The organism is Njordella aestuarii (assembly GCF_056494165.1).
This window is the reverse complement of the sequence record NZ_CM151397.1, coordinates 6,151,132-6,171,588: the sequence shown is the minus strand read 5'-3', so window position 1 is coordinate 6,171,588 and position 20,457 is coordinate 6,151,132. Positions and strand designations below refer to the sequence as shown.

The following is a 20,457-nucleotide window of genomic DNA, read 5'->3' as shown; positions in this document are numbered from 1 at the left end:
AACATGGTAAAGTCTCAAAGAGACTGCATTTGTCGCCGTGGTGTTTTTCTCCGTGGGTTCGTCTTGATCGCTGGGATCTGTGGGCTTTTCTCGGGCCAGAACTGCGGCGCGGCTGATTCTGGGGCTACTTGGTCTGCTGGTGTTGCGAAAGTAGAAATAACGCCGGTTGAGCCCGTGCGGTTGGCCGGCTATGGCAACCGAAATCGTTCGAGCGAAGGTATTGATTCGCCGCTTTTCGTGCGTTGTCTCGCCTTGAAAGACAGCCTAGGCCCAGTTCACTTGATTGTTTCTGTTGACACCATCGGTTTGCCAGGAGATCAAACGGAAGCGATTGCTAAAGCTGTGAGTGTTAAACATGGGATTACGCGAGAGCGGTTTGTCCTGTGCAATACTCATTCGCATACGGCTCCGGATCTTGTCAGTGAACTATCTAATATCTTTGCCGTTCCCATGTCAGATCAAGAAATTGCTGCAGGTGTCCGTTATCGTGAAAATCTAATTGAAAAAGTCGTAATGGCTACAGGCATGGCTCTCGACAACCTTAACACGGCCAAAATTCGATACGGAAAAAACGAGGTTGGGTTTGCAGCGAACCGACGTGTTGTAAACGAAGCACGTTGGACCGGCTTTGGAGTACAAGCAGATGGACCCGTGGATCATTCTCTTCCGTTTTTGGTCGTGGAAAAAGAGAATGGCGACAAGTTGGCTGTCGTTTACAATTATGCATGTCACTGTACGACTCTCACAGGAGATCACTATGCGGTGAGTGGTGATTGGGCCGGATTTGCGTCGTTGGAGCTTGAGAAAGCGTTCGAAGGTTGTGTTGCTTTATGCACTATTGGTTGTGGAGCAGACCAAAATCCAGAGCCACGAGGCAATCTTGCATTAGCGCGTCAGCATGGCGAAAATCTGGCGAAAACGATTGTCTCTGATCTTTCGTCAGACCGAAATCTGGTCGACCTTGCGCCCTCGCTCGACTCCAAGTTCGACTATGCGGCGCTGGCCTTCGAACTGCCGACTATTGAAGAAGTTCGCAACAATTTAGAAGCTGCCGATCAGCCAACGCGTCGTTTAGCCGAAAGGCTGGACAAGACCTATCGAGATGAAGGTCGACTACCTGCAACGTACCCAGTGCCAATTCAATCGTGGCGGCTTGGAGGATTGCAGATGATCTTCATTGGTGGCGAAGTGGTCGTCGATTATGCATTGAGGCTTCGGCAAGAGCTCAAGAACGAAGACTTGTGGGTCACTGCTTATGCCAATGATGTGTTGGGGTACATCGCCAGCGAGAGGATTCGCAATGAAGGGGGCTATGAATTTGATCGCTCCGCCGTTTTTTATGGCTTGCCAGGCCCGTGGGCCGCGGGCAGCGAAGATCTTTTAGTCGAAAAGATTTTGGCACTCGTCAAACAAAAATCACAAGCAGGTCCATTGGTGCCAAAAGATGCGCTCGAGTCTTTCAGTATTGCACCGGAGTGGGAGGTGAGGTTGGTGGCTTCTGAACCGCTGGTCAGGGATCCTATCAATATAGCGTTCGGACCGGATGGAAAACTGTGGGTTGTTGAAATGGGGGATTATCCCTCTGGATCTGAGAATGACAGCCGAACTACGAATGATTTGCTGCCAGAGTCAATGCGCGGAAGCGGCTGCATTAAGGCTCTGTATGACGACGACGCTGATGGCGTGATGGATCGAGCTGAAATATTTCTAGAAGGAATCGCTTTTCCGACAGGAGTTTATCCCTGGCGGGATGGCGTCTTAATCACGGCGGCGCCGCAAATCATCTTTGCGTGCGATCGCGATTCGGATGGCAGATGTGACGAGATTCGAACGCTGGTGGATGACATTCCACTCTCCAATCCACAGCATCGCATCAACGGCTTTACCTACGGCCTTGATCATTCTCTGCATTGTGCTGCCGGTGACAACTTGGAAAAGGTTACGGTGACGAGCAAGAATGAATCGATAGATGCAAATGGAGGCGACCTTCAACTTTGGCCAGATTCTGGTGAAGTGCGAGTAGTCTCTGGGCGCTCGCAATACATTCGCAGCCGTGACGACTGGGGGAACTGGTTCGGAAGCGAAAATAGTCTACCTCTCTTTCAGTACGTAATCGATCGACGTTTTGCCGAAGCATCGGACACGCTGCCGGTCGACTTAACGCCGCAGCAAGTTTTCAGTCCCGCGCATGCCCCGCCTGTTTTTCCGCTATCTCAGGTGCATGATCGCTTCAACGATTTATTCGCAGCAAATCGATTTACGTCTGCTTGCAGTTCCATCATTCTTCGCAGCGACGGTCTCGGAGAAGAGTTGCGGGGGGCGGTCATCGTTTGTGAGCCGGTCCATAATCTTGTCCATCTCTCGAAGCTGATTCCAAACGGTGCGTCATTTCAGGCGATTCGACCAGATGTTTTCGCACAGAGCGAACTTTTACGCTCGACTGATCCTTGGTTTCGTCCTGTGCATGCTTTGGTTGGGCCTGATGATGGTTTGTGGATTGTCGATATGTATCGGCAAGTCATCGAACATCCCGAATGGATTCCTCAGGCTTGGCAGCAGCGTCTGGATGTGCGGGCAGGTGACGATCGAGGACGGATTTATCGCATCATCAAACGCGCGACTTCTTCAGCCACCGCCACAGCTACGTGGAAATCGATTCGAAAGTTGGAGCATGATGGTCTCGTAGAATTGCTAGGTCATCAAAATGGAACTCTCCGCGATATGGTGCAGCAGGAGCTCCTACAAAGGTCGGATAGATCATTGGCAGCAGATATGAAGAATCTGCTTGCAAACGGGAATCCAATTGCGAAGGTGCATGCGTTATCGATTTTACAAGTTAGTAACGCATTGGACGCTCAAGATCTTTTTGCAGCGCTGGAGCAGCCTGATTCGGGTTTGATTCTCCATGCGACGCGGCTTGCAGGACTCCATGTCAACAACGTTCAGGTTGAATCGCGGCTCATCGAACTACTTGAACATGAAGATTCTTCGATCGTGCTGGCAGCTGTACTTGCATTGGGTGGAGCTGACTCGAAGAAAAGTGGTTCGCGATTGCTGGCGTGCGCGAATAAATCTAACACGGATCGATGGGTCCTAGAAGGGATAAAAATTGCGGCCGCAAAGCATTGGGAAACAATGCTGGAAGCGTCGATCGAGAACGACTTAGAAGCAACGACGATTGAAGGTGAAGTCGAGCAGGCTCATCGTCAGCAGATCTACCAAATTCTGTGGCGTTACTGGCAACAATCTGAAAAGGTCTTCACACCCGAATACTTGACGCGAGTTACGAACGCCGCCGATCGCGACTCGCTTTTACTTTCTTTATTGAGCGTGCATGCTGACAAACCTCTTGCGCTGTCGGATGCTAACCTTCTAGCAGAACTTACACTAGCGTATTCCTCTGCTGCAACTCGAGTGTTAGATGATGATCAAAGTTCGGAAGCGGAACGGTTGAGGGCAATTAAAATCATTCGTGCGGTGAATCTCCGCGCAGATGAATCGAAGCAAGCGCTGTTGAGCGTATTGGATGTAAGAAACTCAATACAGCTGCAATTAGATGCGCTGTCTGCGATGGCTCAATGTGGTGGACGCGACCTTTCGAAGGCTATTCTCGAGCGGTTGGGAAGTATAAGTCCTGAAGTTCGTAACGCATGTGTCATTGCTTTAACAAGCCGCAGCGAGTGGGCTGATACTTTGCTTGATGCGTTGGAGCGAGGTGACATATTTAGTAAGGATATTCCGCCAGCGGCGCAATTTCAGTTGAGGAGCTCGGGTTCGCGATCAAAGCAAACTCGAGCTGATCGCATCTTTAACTCAACGGTACAATCAAATAAGCAAGAGTTGATTGCTCGGTACATGGCCGAGATGCCGCCAGCAATCGCGTCCGACATTCAGCTGGGACGGGTCGCCTATGAGAAGAACTGTGCAGCGTGTCACTCTGCGGATGCGGACGGCAACATGGTGGGAGCGAATCTGTTCAACTTGTCGAATTACGAAGACGACAGTTTGCTCGAATCGATACTTGATCCAAACCGAGCCGTTGATCCGAAGTATCGTGCAAATATCGTACAACTGGCCGACGGTCGAACGTTGAGTGGCGTGGTGCAAAGCGAGAATGCAGGCGGGCTTATCATGATGTTTAGCGATGGTAAACGCGAGTTTATTTCGCGTGCAGATATCGAAGGCCTAAAGGACTCTGGCGTATCATTTATGCCCGATAATTTGCATTCAATTTTGGATCCGTCAGCTGTACGCAATATCCTTAGCTATTTGAAATCGCAAGCCGCCGCTAAACCCGCAAAGTAGATTCGGTAATGCCTATTTAAATCAGGTGAGGACAGGGCAGAATTCGCGTGCGTTACATCTGCATGTTTTGAGCGGACGCGAAGTTTGATTCCGGTCATCCATTGATCGCTAAACCGAAAAACGGCGCGATGATTATGGCGAGCCTGAAAAATAATACGCACTTTGAGTAACAAGTGCATTGCCCTCTGCATAAGTAGCTCTGCTATAGGCTCGTAAGCTTCGGGCAAGTTCCATTAAGTGTATTGCAGCCTCGTTAAGCTGCAAATAAGTTAGGTCACCGAAGTTCTTATCCCAAAACGTATCACTCCCTCCATCAACCTTCATTCCACCCAACTCAGGACCGGCAGTGCTCATTGCAAACTGGTGCCATGCTCGAACTGCATCGATCCATTGCGAAAGATCGATATAGGTTGCCGAAATCATTGGGCGACTAAAATCGGAAAGAGGCGGCGGCATGCGCGGAGCTTGAGGGGTTGCAAGGTTCTCTGCCTGAGATGGGAACAGACTGTATATGGCCCAGTCGCGTGTCATGGCGACCCCTGGCTGAAAAGACCGATGCAATCCAAGCATCTCAACCATCGGTAATCGCAGATATGTGCCTCCAGGAAACGGTTGCTCAATCGTTGGTGGCAATGGCTGACCCGGAGGCAAAAAGGATACGGCATTTTCTTCGGTCGCTGCGTTAATCGCCTCGTAGTAGTGCTTCCACGCATTGCGATACAAAGTAGCATCGTTGACGGCATAGACCAATGCCGGCGCAGGTAAAGGAAGCCCCTGCGACGGAGGTAAGGCTGGATGCCATTGGGACTGAATCTGGCTGAAGTCCAGCACGAACGCTGACTCTTTGCCATGTGAAGCAACAAACTCGTCGAGCGTAATGGTATACATTTTTGAAAGAAGCTGCTCCAACGGATCATCCTTGGCCTGAACTTCATTTTCCTCGATTTGCTCCTTGGTTGCGTCAAGATAACGCAAGCCTAGTTGCTGCAACCGAGGGAGCCATTTCTTAAGCATCCGTTTGGTTGCAGAGTCGTTGATTCCAGCGATTACCAGTGCCGGATCAGAACCAACATGTTTCAACGACTCTAATGTCTGGCCTTCGATCTGGATGGGCTCCGTGCGGTATGAATACTCCACGTTCGCGATGCCATTCGAGAAAAAGTAACCTAACGCCAAACTGTCGCCTGCAGGATTGTATGTTTCCTGCAGGTCGGCAATCAGTTGCTTCATTTCCGCTTGGGTTACCCTGTCTGTCTCTGCAGTCTCGAGAGGATCAAGCTGATTTTGGGCAGCAACGGTATCGCTTAGGTTGATCAAAGCGAGGATCAGCAACTCGACATTGTTTACCCATGACGATGCTTGTTTTAATTTGCTACTTTGATAGCCGATGCCGCTAAGAACTTTGTCTTTTGCTGCTACCACGGGCTTGAAGGATTCGTTTTTGTAAAGTGGTTCCGAACTGATTGGATTGCGCAAATGTTGATCGTTGCCGGACAAAGTAGCCATCACATATTCACCAATTATGCCTAGGGACACAACAAGCTCTTTCCCAGCAAGCGCAGTTTTCGCCGCCTGCAAGCTCTCAAGCGCACTTGGTGCTTCGTTATCTGCTATGCCCAATTCGGCATTCATATCTTTGAATCTCTGGATGGCTGCATCCCACGGATAGTCATCAATCGGGAACTGCAGAACTAGATGGTTGCTGGTGTCGCTCAACTTGCGGCGTTGAATATGGCTAGCAAGAAACTCTCGTTCGGCGGGTGTGAGAAATGTTGCTTCTCGGATCGCATTCCGGATAATCGGTTCCCATCGAGTCAGCTGCAACTGTATGAAGTCTCGGTCTGCTGGGTCCTTCAAACGAGCGCCGGCGACAGTTGTGGGGATTTGCATCGCTTTATATAAATTTGGGTTTTCGGATGCAGCGGAGGGACTCTTGAGTATTAACGGCATCAGCCGGCGTTGCTCAGCTTGCATGCTTGCCATTGATTCACTGTAAGAACCATCTCCAAAGACAAAGACTTCGGTTCCTAACATTCGGATGCCAAGTTCCAAGAGGGGGCGTCCTTGCTTGCTTTCGAAGAATTCTATGATCTTAACCAGCTTTCGGTTGATTTCGGCTTCCTCGCTTCGTTCCTCATTGCTACTGAAATTATCTACTTCCGGCTTCAGTAGTTCCTTCTTCAGTTCGTCGATGCCTTTATCTCGAAGGACGCTGATCAAGCGAGCTCCGAAATCAGACTCGGCTAAGGCGACGAATGCTTCGTTATTTACCAACTGATCCCACTTCAGACGATTGTTTGTCGAAGCGAAGTAGAACGAAGCATCCCGTGGTGCAAACTGAAGTGATTTTGGCAGACCCTTTTCAAAAACTGGCGACTGGCCGAAAGTGGTTGCACAACTGCATGTTATGCATATCAACAAGAACCGAATCTGACGCGATGGCAACATGTTGAGAACTCGACTGTGTATACGAGTAAAAGTAAACGGCAAGTCACGTAATGTTCACCGTGACTAATTTAAACTGCTCTTCTGAGCTGAAAGCAGTCGCTAAGCGAACCTTCAGCTACACTGCTTCTATGCAATTGGAGACTCCATTAGAACGCATTGGGCAAGCCCTTAAAATCAGGACTGACAAGAAATGCGACGCTTAGATAGCGTAAGGCTCACGTGCAGTATCGTGATGTGCACCGCCGACCTTCACTGTCGAATCTGAACCGGCGTAGTCTGCTAGTGCATCATCGAGACTGAAAATAGAGGTTAGAAATTTTGGTGTGCGGGCGACCCCATGCACTTTCAAATAATCGCGAGCGAGAAGCTCGCACTTGAACTGAGTAATAAGTGCTTCCAACGCCTGCAGTTTTCGGCTACTCAAAGCGATTTGGGCTCGCCACTACAGGTGGATTAGTAAAGTCATCTCCATCATCACCAGCAATGGCGGCAGCAACTCCAGCGAGAGCCCCCAACGCTGCAATGGGGCCAAACCGGCCCAGCAATCCACCAGTTCCTCCGCCAGGGAATCCTCCACCGCCTGCACCGCCACCGCCAGGGAATCCGCCCCCAGGAAAGCCGCCTCCAGGCAAACCCGGAGGACCTGCGGTTGGAGCGCCTGGAGCTGCAGGTTGATTGTCGAAAGTCGTTGGCATTAGATAGTCGTTTTCGATGGCTTCTGCGACTTCGTCCATCAAGCTTGGCGGTACTAGCACCACAATTGCAAGGGAACCTACGGCGGGGGCTTGAGTTGCTACCAACCGATTGGGCGAGCTAGGTAGAGAAACAGTTGCTTCATTGGAGCTGACAACCTCGAGTGAGTAAGCAGCATACCCGGCGGGGCCGGCGGCAATTAAGCCATATATGCCGGGCGAAATACTTGCTAGAGAAAACGCACCGTCTATCTCATTTGAGGTAGTCTGAGCGATGGGACGACTGTTCAAAAGCAGGGTGATGTTTGCAAATTTTAAGTCGGAAGGAATTTCTGTTTCGGGGACAATCACGCGACCATTCAAATCGCCGTTCGTCGTCAGCCTCACAGTATATATTGGAGTGCGAGAAGTGCTCACTTGTGTTGGTCCAAACGGCGTGCCTGCTTCGCTCGTGCGAGCTGAACCGTACTGCGTGTAGCTTGCAATGTTTTTTAAGATCTCTTGCGATGACGCCTGCAGGACTGGAATCTTGATTGCATCGGACGAAACCTCCTTTTCGGCAGCAGATTCGAAACTCAACGGCATCACCGGTATAGCAGCATGAGCACCTGCGCCGTTTATCACCAATGCATGTAGTTGGTCAGGAGTGACATTATCGAATTCCGCAATCCCTTCGCTATTCAATGATGTTTGTTGAGCACCTCCGCTTCCGCCAATTAGTCGCACTATTAAGCTTGAGCGGGCGGAGTCAACTAAACTCGGAACACCCAAAGTGTCGAGTGAAACGCGTAGCTTTCCGTTTTCCAGCCGAGATGTGAGATCTCGCGGTAAATCGATTGATTCACCTTGTACAGCCACGTTCTTCCCTGCAGGCAAGTTCTCGTCTGCTGCATCAACCAGCATCGCAGGGCATGTAAGAATAAACAAACTCAAGCAGCCGAATACACGCAACATGATGAAAAGTCTCACATATGAAGTACGCGCCGTATTTCTAACTAGACAATTTGTAAAGCATTTGCTCGCACATCGACGGTAACAGTAGCCTTTACAGTCGTCAAGCAAATTTCAACCAGAATTATGACTGCATACGAAAAATAGGTCTCGATTCGTTTTACTGATACTACACTTTCGGAATGACCATTTTCTGACGTCTAGAAAGCGCTACTTTAGTATTTCGTCGACATCTAAGTTCTCGAGCCCGGCGCTGCTAGCGCGAAGGCCACCAAAAATGTCCAGCAGTTTGAGTTCTGCTGCGGGTTCCGGATCAACCTTCTGGATACGAGTTTGACCAGGACCTAAAAACCGAACCGCAGTCACGATAGATTTAAAAGCCAAGCTCTGTGAAGCTACTTTTGGTCGCTGTTGGAAATCGACTTTGGGACGAAACTTCATACGAAACGGAGTCAGCATCGACGATTCCGAGAATTCTTGGACGATGCTCTCTGTGCAGCCAACCACAATTGCAGTGTCTAGATTTTCAAAACGGAAACTATCGAGTTGATGTTGTCCAGCCATCGCCCAAATCCCAACGGCACCACCAGACACGGTGACATTACTAGCGTCAATATTGTTGTTAAGCCCTGTGCTAAGTAAACCGACTTCCGTCAGTTCCATTATGTCAATGTAATTAAAGGTGCAATTTGAAGAATCCGAAAGTACTCCATTATTGCATCGAACGATTTTCCCTCCTTCGATGTCCAAGGTCGATGTCAAGCTTCCGACCCCTATCTCATAACCATTTACTAAGATGTCTCTGATTTTGAAATCCGAACCTGCGATGAATTGTAAACCAATGTCGCGTGGGCTGCCCTGTAGCGTTAATTTGACATTTTCGATTTGGCCACTTGATGCCTTACCAATAATTGGGTTCGTACAATCAACAAATAGGCTTGGGTTGTTTAAGCTTCCGGCAATCCGTACTTTCTTACAATTGTCTAGGTAGACACCGGACGTCGCACCCGCAAATGAACAGTCTTGTACTAGCGATTCTTTGCTTACCGCGTCACGCAGATGAATCGCGGCTTCGCAACGACCTTGAAAATCGCAATTGAAAATGCGGCTCAGACTATCGACTGCCTGAATGCCGGCTTTTTGCCGAATAGCATTGCCGGTGAATTTAAATGTTGAATCACGAGCTTCTAATTGGCAGCCTGATTCCGCGCGTATCGCTGGATGCTCCTCTGTTTCCAGAACGCAATTGATGATCAAAGCAATGGAGTTCTCCCAAAGTTTTATACAATCAAATGTTGCTGCGACGACTTCACAATTTTGAAGCTTGATCGCTCCTCCAGATACTTCAATGGTGTTGGTCGCGTTCCCCTGGCTGAACAGTGAAAGGTCACTGACTATAAGCTTGACATTTGCAGCGACGCTGAGGCAAGGTCGATTAACGCTAATCAAAGATGTGGTGGCTGCAGCTTCGCCACGAAGTTCAACGTTTTTATTTACATTTACAGATTCGCGAAGTGACCCAGCCGCGATCAAGATGATTTCATCTGTCTCGGCGTCATCAATCGCTTCTTGCAGCGACGTGTGTGTACCCGATCCATCAATAGCAACACGAAAAGGACGTTCGATTGGCAACAATGTCGGAGTCGCTGGTGCTGTCGGTTCATCACTTGTCTCAGGAAGTTCCAGTGATGCGTTAACGAGAGGCGAGAGACTGGTTAAATCGCCATCGTTCGCTTCGGCTGGTGTTGCCTGCGCAGTAGAAATTGAAGCGTCCGTGACAGGTATGCTTGATAGCGTAGGGGCAGTATCTACGTCATCTATGTCGGGAACGCTTGATGATTGGGTTGATGCTAGTTCGCTCGACTCATTTGTTCGATTAGCCAGTGGTCTGCTTTTCCAGAAAAGTAATGCGGCACCTAAAATCGAAATGCCACAGAAAAGTAGGGCGACAGGCAAAGCAGCTCGCGACGATATTTCAATCGTCTTATGAATCATCGTTCGGTGGGTCTGAATCTTTGTCGACGCCAATCTTCCTCCCGATGATTGCCCCAGCTTTCTAGTCGGTCGAGCGTTATCGAGGGTGGTATATAACGACCGGAAGCTGCTCGGAGAATAATCCTCTGTTAATTGAGTATTAGCCAAGAACAAATCTAGATCGGCAGCTAAATCGCGACCACTAGCAAAGCGATCGGTGACCTTCTTTGCGCAACACTTCTGAAAGACATGATCGAGATCGGCAGGCACTTCCGGTACACGTTGATGGATTGGGCGAGGTTCACGCTCGATAATCTGTTCTTTTAAAGAGTGGAATGTGCTTCCATCAAACGGAAGTTTTCCCACTAGCATTTCATACATCATCACGCCGATCGACCAAATGTCGCTGCGACCATCTAGCCAATCGGCGCGACCCATGAGTTGTTCTGGCGACATATAACTCGGAGTACCTGCAATCTCGCCTCTGTGCTGGTTCTGATCGTCTTCTGCCAATGCCAAACCAAAGTCGGCTACCCATGGTTGTCCACGAGCATCAATTAGAAGATTCTCTGGCTTGAGATCCCGGTGGACCATGCCAGCGATATGCGCTGCATCTATCGCGAGTGCAATTTCCCGAATTAATCGCACTGTTTCAAGAATGGGCAAGCCCTTACTTTCGTTTAAAACCTTCCGCAAGTTTGGTCCGTCGATCAGCTTTTGAACAACAAACGGTTGGTTGTCAGTTGTAATGCCGACGTGGTAGATCGGAACGATGTTGGGGTGTTCCAACGACACCGCTTTTCGAGCCTCTGCAATATACGATTCTCGAAGCTTGGGATCTTGCAGTAGAGGAACCTTGATGGCGACCTGTCGTTGTAGCATTTCATCGACAGCCTTGTAGACAACTCCAAAAGCACCGCGACCCAATTCCTCGATAATTCGAAACCCAGGAATGCTTGGTGCTGCTGCTCGCTTGGATAATCGCTCAGAAGTTGCGGGTCGATCCGAGGCGTACTCAACCGTTAGACCATCGATCAATTGCGCCTTGTCGTCGCTTGCTAATTCAAATTCGCCAGTCGCTTTCCAAAGGTCGATGGTTTCGCCGTCCATTACCAGCCGGGATTTAGCTCCATCGGAACTACTTAGCGAATCTTTTTCGGTTGTAATTAGATTGTCCGCTGGTTCGTGCGGGGAATTCGGTAGGCTCTGCTGAAGCATTTCACCCATCGGGGACTCAAGAAATCCTGGTTTGGGCTCTGGATTGCCTTGGTCGGGTGACATGGTGGTAACCTAGTTTAAGGCTGAAAGATACAAAGTTACTTCAATCCATTTTCGAGAGAAGGCTTTATAATGGAGTACGAGTGACCGGCAGTCAACAAAGATTCATGTTGCCGATCGACAACAGCCGTCCGTCCGCCTACTTAAGTCTATTAATATCGATACCTTCGCGTAGCTATTACAATTGCTACGCGAAGGTATCGATATATTCGTTTGCCGTCGTCCAAATGGACGTTTCGGCGCTAAATAGTTAGGAGTTGTGCACGTTCAAGAATGGCGTCAAGCGATGTCTTAACGCATTTCGGAGTGGCAAGGCGTTGGACTAGATGCCTTGTGGCCGGCTTGGCATTTTTCGAGGGTAAGGGAGCGGTTGGCGGTCGGGTAGGGCTCCTTCGTTTTCTAATAACCATGCACGGCGCTCCTCGTCCGTAGCGTAGTACGTTAGCCAAAGGTCCGTTTCGCTTTCGTCAATGCAGTGCCAATGCAAAAAGTTTCGCGCTTCTTCGATCTTCTTTTCGTAGCTAGGCAGAATATCGCGAGCGATCATGCAGTACAGGTCGCGATCGCTTAGGTGGTCCGTGAACTCCAGGATGATCTGTTGGCTGTGAAGCTTTTGAATCGCCTCCCATAAGAACTTGTGGAGAGACTCAACCGACAGCGAATCAGGATTTGGGAGAATCAATTCTGGCGTAAACCAACGGCTGATAGGAAGTGCAGGGGCACGTTCCCAAGCCAGCATCGATTCGAGAAAATCGTTTTCGATTTCAAGCGGCACTCGCTGCATCGACAGCATATCGGTCGCTTCGTCGAGAAACGGTTCCAATTCGTCGCGCAGTCGTGCGTTTCGCAGCAACTGGTTGACTTCATCCGTGGTAGGCGAATTGTGTTTGCTCATTCCAGCCTTAAACAATTAAATCAGTGACCGAAAACGGGCCGAATTGGTCGGACTGTCTTCAAAATTTTGTTAGCTTGCTTTTTCCCGACGCCATCTGGTGCGACAGAGATAACTCGACTTTATTGAGAATCAATCGAAAAATCAAAGCGTTCTTGAGCCAAACTGGGCACGTCGGGACAAAAATTCGCGTCGCTAACTTTCAAAAACCTTACAACCCACACCACTTACCACGATGGGACGCGAAAAACCTCCGCCGGAGTGAGTGGCACGCACCGTCGCACGCATTCTGTATCCCCGCCAAAACGCTAAATTAGCAACTCGACCGTTTCTGAGGATGAGCGAAAGAGACGTTTGTCGGAGGCGGGCTTGCTATAGGAGTTTCTGAAGTGAAGAATCCAAAAATCGTAATTGTGGGTGGCGTTGCCGGTGGAGCCTCGGCTGCAACCAGGGCTCGCAGGATGAATGAACATGCGGAAATCGTACTTTTCGAGAAAGATTACGATGTTTCCTTTGCCAACTGCGGTCTGCCTTATTACATCGGCGACGAAATAACGAATCGAGACAAACTGCTGGTTGCGACGCCTGAATTCTTAAGTCGTCGTTTCAAACTTGACGTACGTGTTCGAACAGAAGTCCTCGCGATCGACCGAGCACGAAAAGTTGTCCGAGTGATCGATCGAGATGCTGGTGTGGAAAGCGACGAGTCATATGACAAGCTGATTCTTGCGCCAGGGGCCTCTCCGATTGTGCCTCCTGTACCCGGCGTTGAGTCAGGTAATGTGCTTACGCTTCGAAATTTAGAAGATACGGATCGCATCAAAGAACGCGTTACAAAGTCCAAGCCAAAACGGGCGGTTGTGGTAGGGGCAGGCTACATTGGGTTAGAGATGGTGGAGCAACTCGCGGGGCTTGGCATTCAAGTGTCATTGGTAGAGTTGATGCCTCAAGCGTTACCTTTGTTAGATGCGGAGATGGCTTATCCGCTTGTTCAAGCGATGCGATCTAAAGGCGTGGACGTGCGCGTTGGGGACAGTGTGACTGGGTTTGTCACGCAAGGCGACCAAGCAATTGCAGCGGAACTCAAGAGCGGTGAACGAATAGAAGCGCAGCTTTTTATACTCGGGATCGGCGTCCGACCGAATGTTGAACTTGCCAAGCAGGCGGGACTTGAGATAGGAGATTCTGGGGGTATTCGTGTTAACAAGGTGATGCAGACGAGCGATCCTGACATCTACGCGGTTGGCGATGCTGCTGAGTATCTTTATGGTCCGACCGGCAAGCAAATGCGCGTCCCATTGGCCGGTCCAGCCAATCGTGCAGGGAGGTTAGCAGGAGAGCATGCGGCCACAGGCAAATCAGCCGAGTTTCAACCGGTATTTGGGACATCCATTGTGCGAGTCTTTGAGCTCACAACAGGCATGACAGGCTTAACGCGAAAGCTTGCGCAGCGTTTGGGGATTGAAGCAGCCAGTACTATCGTGATCGCCAACAATCATGCTGGATATTATCCTGGTGCACAGCCGATGACGCTGAAGCTGGTTTACTGTCCAAAATCCGGAAAAGTTCTCGGCGCTCAAGCGATTGGAGGCGAGGGGGTTGATAAGCGGCTTGATGTGATTGCTACTGCAATGTCATTTGGCGCGACTGTGCAACAACTCGCTGGATTAGATCTCGCCTATGCACCTCCCTTTGGGAGCGCCAAGGATCCAGTACACATGGTCGCGTTCGCGGCCTGCAATCAGATGGATGGGCTCGTGCGATTTCTTGATCCTGACGTCGATTTATCGCCTTATCAAGTCGTTGATGTTCGAACTAGCGAAGAAATATCGAAGGCTGCCTTGGCTGATGCTCCACACGCGGTCGCTATCCCGTTGGATCAGCTACGGGAGCGGATTGGGGAGCTTGATTCTTCGCGTCCCACGGTTACTAGCTGTGCATCGGGGTTGAGGAGCTACGTGGCGGCAAGAATCTTGATGCAAAATGGATTTGCAGATGTCTACGACCTAGCGGGTGCGTCGACGATTCGAGCAAGAGCAATCGCTGCAAAAAAGTTAGCAAAGTAGCGACTTCGAGCGGACTTCCAAGGGGCATGGTTGCGGCTTCGTGGCTGCGTCGGCCATCTAAAGCATTGCACGGAACACTTTTGAATGACATCTGCTTCAAAAGTTGTTAGGCTATTGAGCTACCACGATGTTGCGCTGCTCGGTAGGTAATTCGAAAGACCACCCAGCAACCGATTTTAAGCGATAGTCTAAAACGATAAGGCACGGTGATATGAGCAAATGGCTCTATTTTGGAAGTTCGATTCATTGGCCCTCTTTTTCTTGCCTGCAGATGTCACGACCTTTGCACGCTGCTACGTTCGCATTGGTCGGTTTAAGTACGGTCGTTTTGCCAGCATTCGCGCAGGAGCATAAGTTGAAATCGATTAAAGTTCAAATTCCGAAGACCGACGTGGTTGAGCAGTTAGACGACTACCACGGTACGAAAGTGGCAGACCCGTTTCGATGGCTGGAAGATACGGAATCGGACAAAACTGCGGAATGGGTTAAGGCTCAGAATGCGGCAACATTTGGATATCTCGCAAGCATCCCGCAACGAGACTCGATTCGTGAACGGCTAACTGAGGTGTGGAATTATGAAAGGTATGGATTGCCTGAAAAGCACGGAGAAAACTACTTCTTTACCTACAATGATGGCCTGCAAAATCAAAGTGTGCTATACGTCGCGAAATCGCTAGACGGTTCGAACAAACGTGTTCTGCTCGATCCCAACACACTCTCCGCTGATGGAACTGTTGCGTTGACGAACTGGCAGGTCAGCGACGATGGAAGGTTTGTTGCTTACGGTTTGGCGAATGCCGGAAGCGATTGGAACACGTGGAAGGTACGAGACGTTGAAACGGCTACGGACACTGCTGATACAATCGAGTGGGTGAAGTTCTCCGGTGCCTCTTGGACAAAAGATGGTAAGGGTTTTTTCTACAGCCGCTTCGATGAGCCCAAATCTGACGAGCAGTACAGTGGAATCAACTATTTTCAGAAGCTGTACTACCACGAGCTTGGAACGACGCAAGACAAAGACCAGTTGATCTATGAACGCAAAGACCAAAAAGAGTGGGGCTTTGACGGCCACGTCAGCGACGACGGTAAGCTTCTAATCATCAGTGTTTCCCGAGGTACTGAGGATCGGAACTTAGTCTATCTGTCGCCATTGCCGAATGGAAAGGTGGATGCAACTACCAAACAACCCTTTGCGCTGATCGGTGAGTTCGAATCTTCTTATTTGTATCTTGGAAATGATGCAGCCGATGCCGTTCAACGACTATATTTCTTAACGGACAACGAAGCTGATACCAGGCGCGTAGTCGCGATCGACGTTGATGTTGCAAATCAAAAGCGTCAAAGTGACGAACTGATAAGCATTGTGCCCCCGCGTGGCGAAACGATCGAATCTGCGTCGCTGATTAATTCGACGTTGTTTTTGAACTACCTAGTGGATGCAACCAGTCAAATCGAACGCTTTGACTCGACAGGCAAATCGCTCGGCACAATGGAGCTACCCGGGATTGGGACAGTGAGTGGTTTTTCGGCCAAGCGTGAGAGCGACGAGACGTTTTTCAGCTTCACGAATTACATTACTCCGCCTGCGATCTACCATCTCAAAGTCACAAGCCATGACGTGGATCTATGGAAGCAGCCGGAAGTCAGTTTCTCAGTAGATGACTATCAAACAGAAAAAGTGTTTTACACCAGCAAGGATGGGACGCGCGTTCCGATGATTCTGTCCTACAAAAAAGGGATGAAGAAGGAAGGCGACACTCCCACGATCCTCTATGCGTATGGCGGTTTCAATATTTCGGTGACTCCGCGATACTCTCCGGCTAATTTGGTCTGGATGGAGATGGGTGGGCTCTACGCTGTCGCAAATTTACGCGGTGGTGGGGAGTATGGCCGCGCGTGGCACGAGGCCGGCATGTTTGACAAAAAGCAAAACGTATTCGATGACTTTATTGCAGGCGCAGAGTACTTAGTCAAAGAGAAGTATACAAGCTCGCAGAAGTTGGCCATCTCGGGGCGCAGCAATGGCGGGCTACTCGTAGGTGCAGTAATGACACAGCGGCCGGAACTGTTCGGTGCCGCGCTGCCGGGTGTTGGGGTCATGGACATGCTACGTTTTCAGAAGTTTACCATTGGTTGGGCATGGACTAGTGAATACGGCAGCAGCGATGATGCGCAACAATTTCCGTCTTTGTTCGCCTACTCGCCATACCACAATTTGAAAGACGGGACCTCTTACCCTGCGACGCTAGTGACCACTGCCGATCACGATGATCGTGTTGTACCCGGTCACAGTTTCAAATTTGCAGCACGACTACAGCAAGCACATCAAGGCGATGCTCCCGTGCTCATACGAATCGAGACTTCGGCGGGTCACGGGGCTGGTACATCGACCACCAAGCTCATTGAGCAAACCGCAGACACATATGCGTTCCTGGTTGAGAGTCTTCAGATGGAGACTGCGAAGTAGGCGTCTTTGAATGGAATACGGAATAGAAATATGGAGTTATGAAATAGCTTAGGAGTGCTTCAATGACGGTCTTAGCAAATACCGAGATTTACAATGTGCTGAGTCGTGTTTGGGGCTATGACGCCTTCAGACCGTTGCAAGAAGAATCGATTCAATGTGTTTTGGATCAGATCGATAGCGTAACGGTTCTGCCGACTGGGGGCGGCAAGTCGATCTGTTTTCAAGCTCCTGCACTCTGCATGGACGGGATGGCAGTCGTCGTTTCCCCATTGATATCACTGATGAAGGATCAAGTTGATGCGTTGGTCGCATGCGGCGTGGGTGCTGCTTATGTAAATAGTTCGCAGAGCAATGCGGAAAAGCAAGATGTTGCTGCTCGCGTATCAGCGGGAAAAATTAAATTGCTCTATATTGCGCCGGAGCGATTGCTGTTGCAGCGAACTTTAGATTTTCTGCAGAAGGCCAATGTGTCATTTTTCGCGATCGATGAAGCGCACTGCATAAGCAGTTGGGGGCATGATTTCCGGCCCGAGTATCGGGGATTGAGCGCCTTAAAGACTCTCTTCCCCAGCGCCGCAGTTCATGCCTTTACAGCGACTGCGTCGGAGGCCGTGCGTCAGGATATCGTCGCTCAGTTACAGCTTTCCAGCCCGCAGGTACTAGTGGGGGATTTTGATCGTCCCAATCTAACCTACAGAATGCTGCGTACAGACGGAAGGATGCGTCAAGTGCAGGCGATAGTGCAACGGCACCGTGGCGAATCGGGCGTAGTTTATTGCATAAGTCGCAAGGAGGTCGAACGAACCGCTGGTGTGCTTCAACAATTAGGGCATGCCGTTCTGCCATACCACGCTGGGTTAGACGATCAATCGCGTAAAGCTAACCAGGAAGCGTTTATTCAAGAGCGATGCGATATTATCGTCGCCACGGTCGCGTTTGGAATGGGGATCGATAAGCCTAACGTGCGTTATGTGGTGCACGCTGGAATGCCTAAGTCGATTGAGCACTATCAACAGGAGAGCGGACGGGCCGGCCGGGACGGGCTCCCGTCCGAATGCGTGTTAATTTACTCGGCGGCTGACGTTGTAACGTGGAAGAAGATCCTTGATGGCGGCGATCGCGACGTGAACCTGGGCGCATTTCAGTCGCTGGATGCAATGTACAGACTATGTGCGAATCCAGTCTGTCGGCATAAGTCGTTGGTTGTGTATTTCGGGCAACCTTATCCGCATGAAAATTGTGGAGCGTGCGACGTTTGCTTGGATGAACTCGAACTGGTTCCAGATCCGATTACGCTGAGTCAAAAAATCCTGTCTTGTGTGCTGCGTCTGGAGGAGAGATTTGGGGTCGTATACACGGCGCAGGTCTTACGAGGAGAATCAAATCCGCGTATTGTTGAGCAGCGACATGACCGTCTGAGCACGTTTGGTTTGCTCAAAGAGGATGACGAATCTTCTATCAAGCAGTGGATCGAACAATTAATTGGGCAAGGGTATTTGGACCGGTCGGGAGAGTATCAAACACTAAACGTTACCGATACCGGACGTCGACTTCTGCGACGCGATGGCAACCCGCGCCTAACAGCGGCAGCTACAAAAACAACTAAACGGAGCTCTACGGGGACGGGAACCTCGTGGGAGGGAGTGGATCGCGGACTTTTTGAAAAGCTCCGAGAATTGCGTGGTCAGTTGGCGAAAGAGCACGCGGTGCCAGCGTACATTATCTTTGGAGATGCTACATTACTTGAGCTTGCCCGGATTCGTCCAAGTTGCATCGACGGGTTTGCAAAGATCAAAGGCGTTGGAGAACGCAAGAAAGAAGATTACGCGGAAGTATTCGTAGATTGCATTACAAAATATTGTGCCGAAAACGCAGTGGCGACCGATCAAGCAACTGGTTCAACTTCTTCGCAAATCGTAGACCTAGCCGTCAGAACAACTTCAATAATCGCATTTCCATACTTTGAAAGACGTGAGCCCATCGCGGAGATCGCTTCCAAGATAGGCAGGTCGGAGTCTACTGTATGGCAGTACTTGCAGGACTATCTGCGGCTGAACAAGATGTTAGACGCAACACCCTGGGTGGAGAACGAGGTGCTGGAAAAGATCGCGGCTCAATCGCATCTAATGGTGGAGCGGAGGCTAAAGCCTGTTTACGAATTTTTCGAAGGGCAAATTTCTTACGATAGGATTCGCACCGCAGTCACATGCTTGGAAAACAGGTCGATGCAAACTTAGCTCGCTTGCTTGGTCGTCATGGACCAAGCAAGATCAATGCTTTAACGGCAAACAGGTTTGGCTTTATCGTTTAGTGCATACCGCTGTTTAGCTGCCGAGGTCGGCGAAGAGCGGCGTCGACAAGTAGCGCTCTCCAAGAGAGCACATGATGGTCACGATGCGTTTACCTTTGAATTCAGGCCGAGCGGCGACTTGCGCCGCAGCCCACATGTTGGCACCGCTTGAGATTCCAGCCATGATGCCTTCTTCACGAGCTAGACGTCGTCCCCATTCGAAGGCGGTTTCGTCTTCGACTTGGACAATGTCATCAACGAGCGACGTATCGAGGTTCTTGGGGATAAATCCAGCACCAATACCTTGGATGCGATGTTTTCCAGGTTGTCCGCCGCTGATTACGGGTGAATGCTTGGGTTCTACCGCGATCGCTTTAAAGTTAGGATTGCGTGCCTTGATGTAACGCGCGACGCCCGTGATTGTGCCTCCGGTTCCGACACCCGCCACAATGGCGTCGATGTTGCCGCCGGTCGCTTCCCAGATTTCTGGCCCTGTGGTCCGTTCGTGGACGGCTGGATTGGCAGGGTTTTCAAATTGCTGAGGCATCCAAGCTGAAGAGTCATTGCTGGTGAGTTCGGTTGCCTTGTTGATGGCACCTTTCATGCCATCGGCAGCTGGCGTTAACACAAGGTTGGCTCCCAGTGCTCGAAGCAGCGCACGGCGTTCGACTGACATCGACTCGGGCATTGTTAGCGTTAGCTTGTAGCCCTTGGCGGCGCATACAAAGGCCAATGCAATGCCTGTGTTGCCGCTGGTCGGTTCGATGATGTGTGTATCTTTTTTGAGCTTGCCGGATTTCTCGGCGTCTTCCACCATCGCCAAACCAATGCGATCTTTAACACTGCTGAGGGGGTTATAGAACTCGCATTTGGCCAGCACGGTTGCGTGATCCTGCGGCACAAGACGGTTGATGCGAATGAGAGGCGTATTTCCAACAGTTTGGATTACTGAATCGTAGGACTTTGCTTGACTCATGGGGACCAATTTGTAGGGTAGAAAGAATGTTTGTTTTGTAGATAAATCAGCTCGGATTGTACTGCTAAAGTCGTCTAATCACAGTACGGCTTAGCGTAGCCGAACTTACAAACTGGGG

The 20,457-nt window shown here is 50.1% G+C and carries 10 protein-coding genes; 4 read left to right on the top strand and 6 right to left on the bottom strand.

The genetic code is table 11. The features are described from left to right. Window positions 1-3: 3 nt before the first annotated feature. Window positions 4-4,305: a neutral/alkaline non-lysosomal ceramidase N-terminal domain-containing protein gene (locus tag SH451x_RS24100; protein WP_479359835.1), complete on the top strand. Its 4,302-nt coding sequence runs from the start codon at window positions 4-6 to the stop codon at window positions 4,303-4,305. A 132-nt stretch (window positions 4,306-4,437) separates the two neighbouring features. Here the strand turns inward: SH451x_RS24100 and SH451x_RS24095 are convergent, their stop codons facing one another. From SH451x_RS24095 to SH451x_RS24075, 5 genes are all read right to left on the bottom strand, one after another. Continuing rightward, window positions 4,438-6,753 (bottom strand): hypothetical protein, encoded by a 2,316-nt coding sequence (locus SH451x_RS24095; protein WP_479359834.1) that lies wholly within the window; start codon window positions 6,751-6,753, stop codon window positions 4,438-4,440. A 199-nt stretch (window positions 6,754-6,952) separates the two neighbouring features. Further along, entirely contained in the window at window positions 6,953-7,177 is a 225-nt protein-coding gene (locus tag SH451x_RS24090) for a hypothetical protein (protein ID WP_479359833.1), read from the bottom strand. Next, window positions 7,170-8,399, bottom strand: a complete 1,230-nt coding sequence (locus SH451x_RS24085; RefSeq protein WP_479359831.1) for a hypothetical protein — start codon at window positions 8,397-8,399, stop codon at window positions 7,170-7,172. Before SH451x_RS24085 ends, SH451x_RS24090 begins: the two co-directional genes overlap by 8 nt. A gap of 207 nt (window positions 8,400-8,606) precedes the next feature. Beyond that, window positions 8,607-11,651: a protein kinase domain-containing protein gene (locus tag SH451x_RS24080; protein WP_479359830.1), complete on the bottom strand. Its 3,045-nt coding sequence runs from the start codon at window positions 11,649-11,651 to the stop codon at window positions 8,607-8,609. A gap of 319 nt (window positions 11,652-11,970) precedes the next feature. Continuing rightward, complete coding sequence (locus SH451x_RS24075; RefSeq protein WP_479359829.1) at window positions 11,971-12,543, bottom strand: hypothetical protein; 573 nt, start codon at window positions 12,541-12,543, stop codon at window positions 11,971-11,973. A 386-nt stretch (window positions 12,544-12,929) separates the two neighbouring features. Between SH451x_RS24075 and SH451x_RS24070 the strand changes: the two genes are divergently transcribed. The 3 genes from SH451x_RS24070 to recQ all read left to right on the top strand — a co-directional run bounded on the left by SH451x_RS24070 (window position 12,930) and on the right by recQ (window position 19,310). Further along, the gene (locus SH451x_RS24070) at window positions 12,930-14,606 is read left to right on the top strand and encodes an FAD-dependent oxidoreductase (RefSeq protein ID WP_479359828.1); all 1,677 of its coding nucleotides are present in this window, start codon (window positions 12,930-12,932) and stop codon (window positions 14,604-14,606) included. Between the two features lie 271 nt (window positions 14,607-14,877). After that, the gene (locus tag SH451x_RS24065) at window positions 14,878-17,073 is read left to right on the top strand and encodes a prolyl oligopeptidase family serine peptidase (protein ID WP_479359827.1); all 2,196 of its coding nucleotides are present in this window, start codon (window positions 14,878-14,880) and stop codon (window positions 17,071-17,073) included. A 62-nt stretch (window positions 17,074-17,135) separates the two neighbouring features. Beyond that, a complete protein-coding gene (gene recQ / locus SH451x_RS24060; protein ID WP_479359826.1) occupies window positions 17,136-19,310 on the top strand; it encodes a DNA helicase RecQ in 2,175 nt (724 codons plus the stop codon). 87 nt (window positions 19,311-19,397) lie between these two features. Here recQ and cysK read toward each other — a convergent pair whose 3' ends face one another. Then, window positions 19,398-20,339, bottom strand: a complete 942-nt coding sequence (cysK, locus tag SH451x_RS24055) for a cysteine synthase A (protein ID WP_479359825.1) — start codon at window positions 20,337-20,339, stop codon at window positions 19,398-19,400. Between the last annotated feature and the right edge of the window lie 118 nt (window positions 20,340-20,457).

Bases quoted from the DNA above. Each gene is read 5' to 3' on its own strand.
- SH451x_RS24080 (WP_479359830.1), bottom strand. From the start codon at position 11,651: ATGTCACCCGACCAAGGCAATCCAGAGCCCAAACCAGGATTTCTTGAG.
- SH451x_RS24095 (WP_479359834.1), bottom strand. From the start codon at position 6,753: ATGTTGCCATCGCGTCAGATTCGGTTCTTGTTGATATGCATAACATGC.
- SH451x_RS24085 (WP_479359831.1), bottom strand. From the start codon at position 8,399: ATGTTGCGTGTATTCGGCTGCTTGAGTTTGTTTATTCTTACATGCCCT.
- cysK (WP_479359825.1), bottom strand. From the start codon at position 20,339: ATGAGTCAAGCAAAGTCCTACGATTCAGTAATCCAAACTGTTGGAAAT.
- recQ (WP_479359826.1), top strand. From the start codon at position 17,136: ATGACGGTCTTAGCAAATACCGAGATTTACAATGTGCTGAGTCGTGTT.
- SH451x_RS24075 (WP_479359829.1), bottom strand. From the start codon at position 12,543: ATGAGCAAACACAATTCGCCTACCACGGATGAAGTCAACCAGTTGCTG.
- SH451x_RS24065 (WP_479359827.1), top strand. From the start codon at position 14,878: ATGTCACGACCTTTGCACGCTGCTACGTTCGCATTGGTCGGTTTAAGT.
- SH451x_RS24100 (WP_479359835.1), top strand. From the start codon at position 4: ATGGTAAAGTCTCAAAGAGACTGCATTTGTCGCCGTGGTGTTTTTCTC.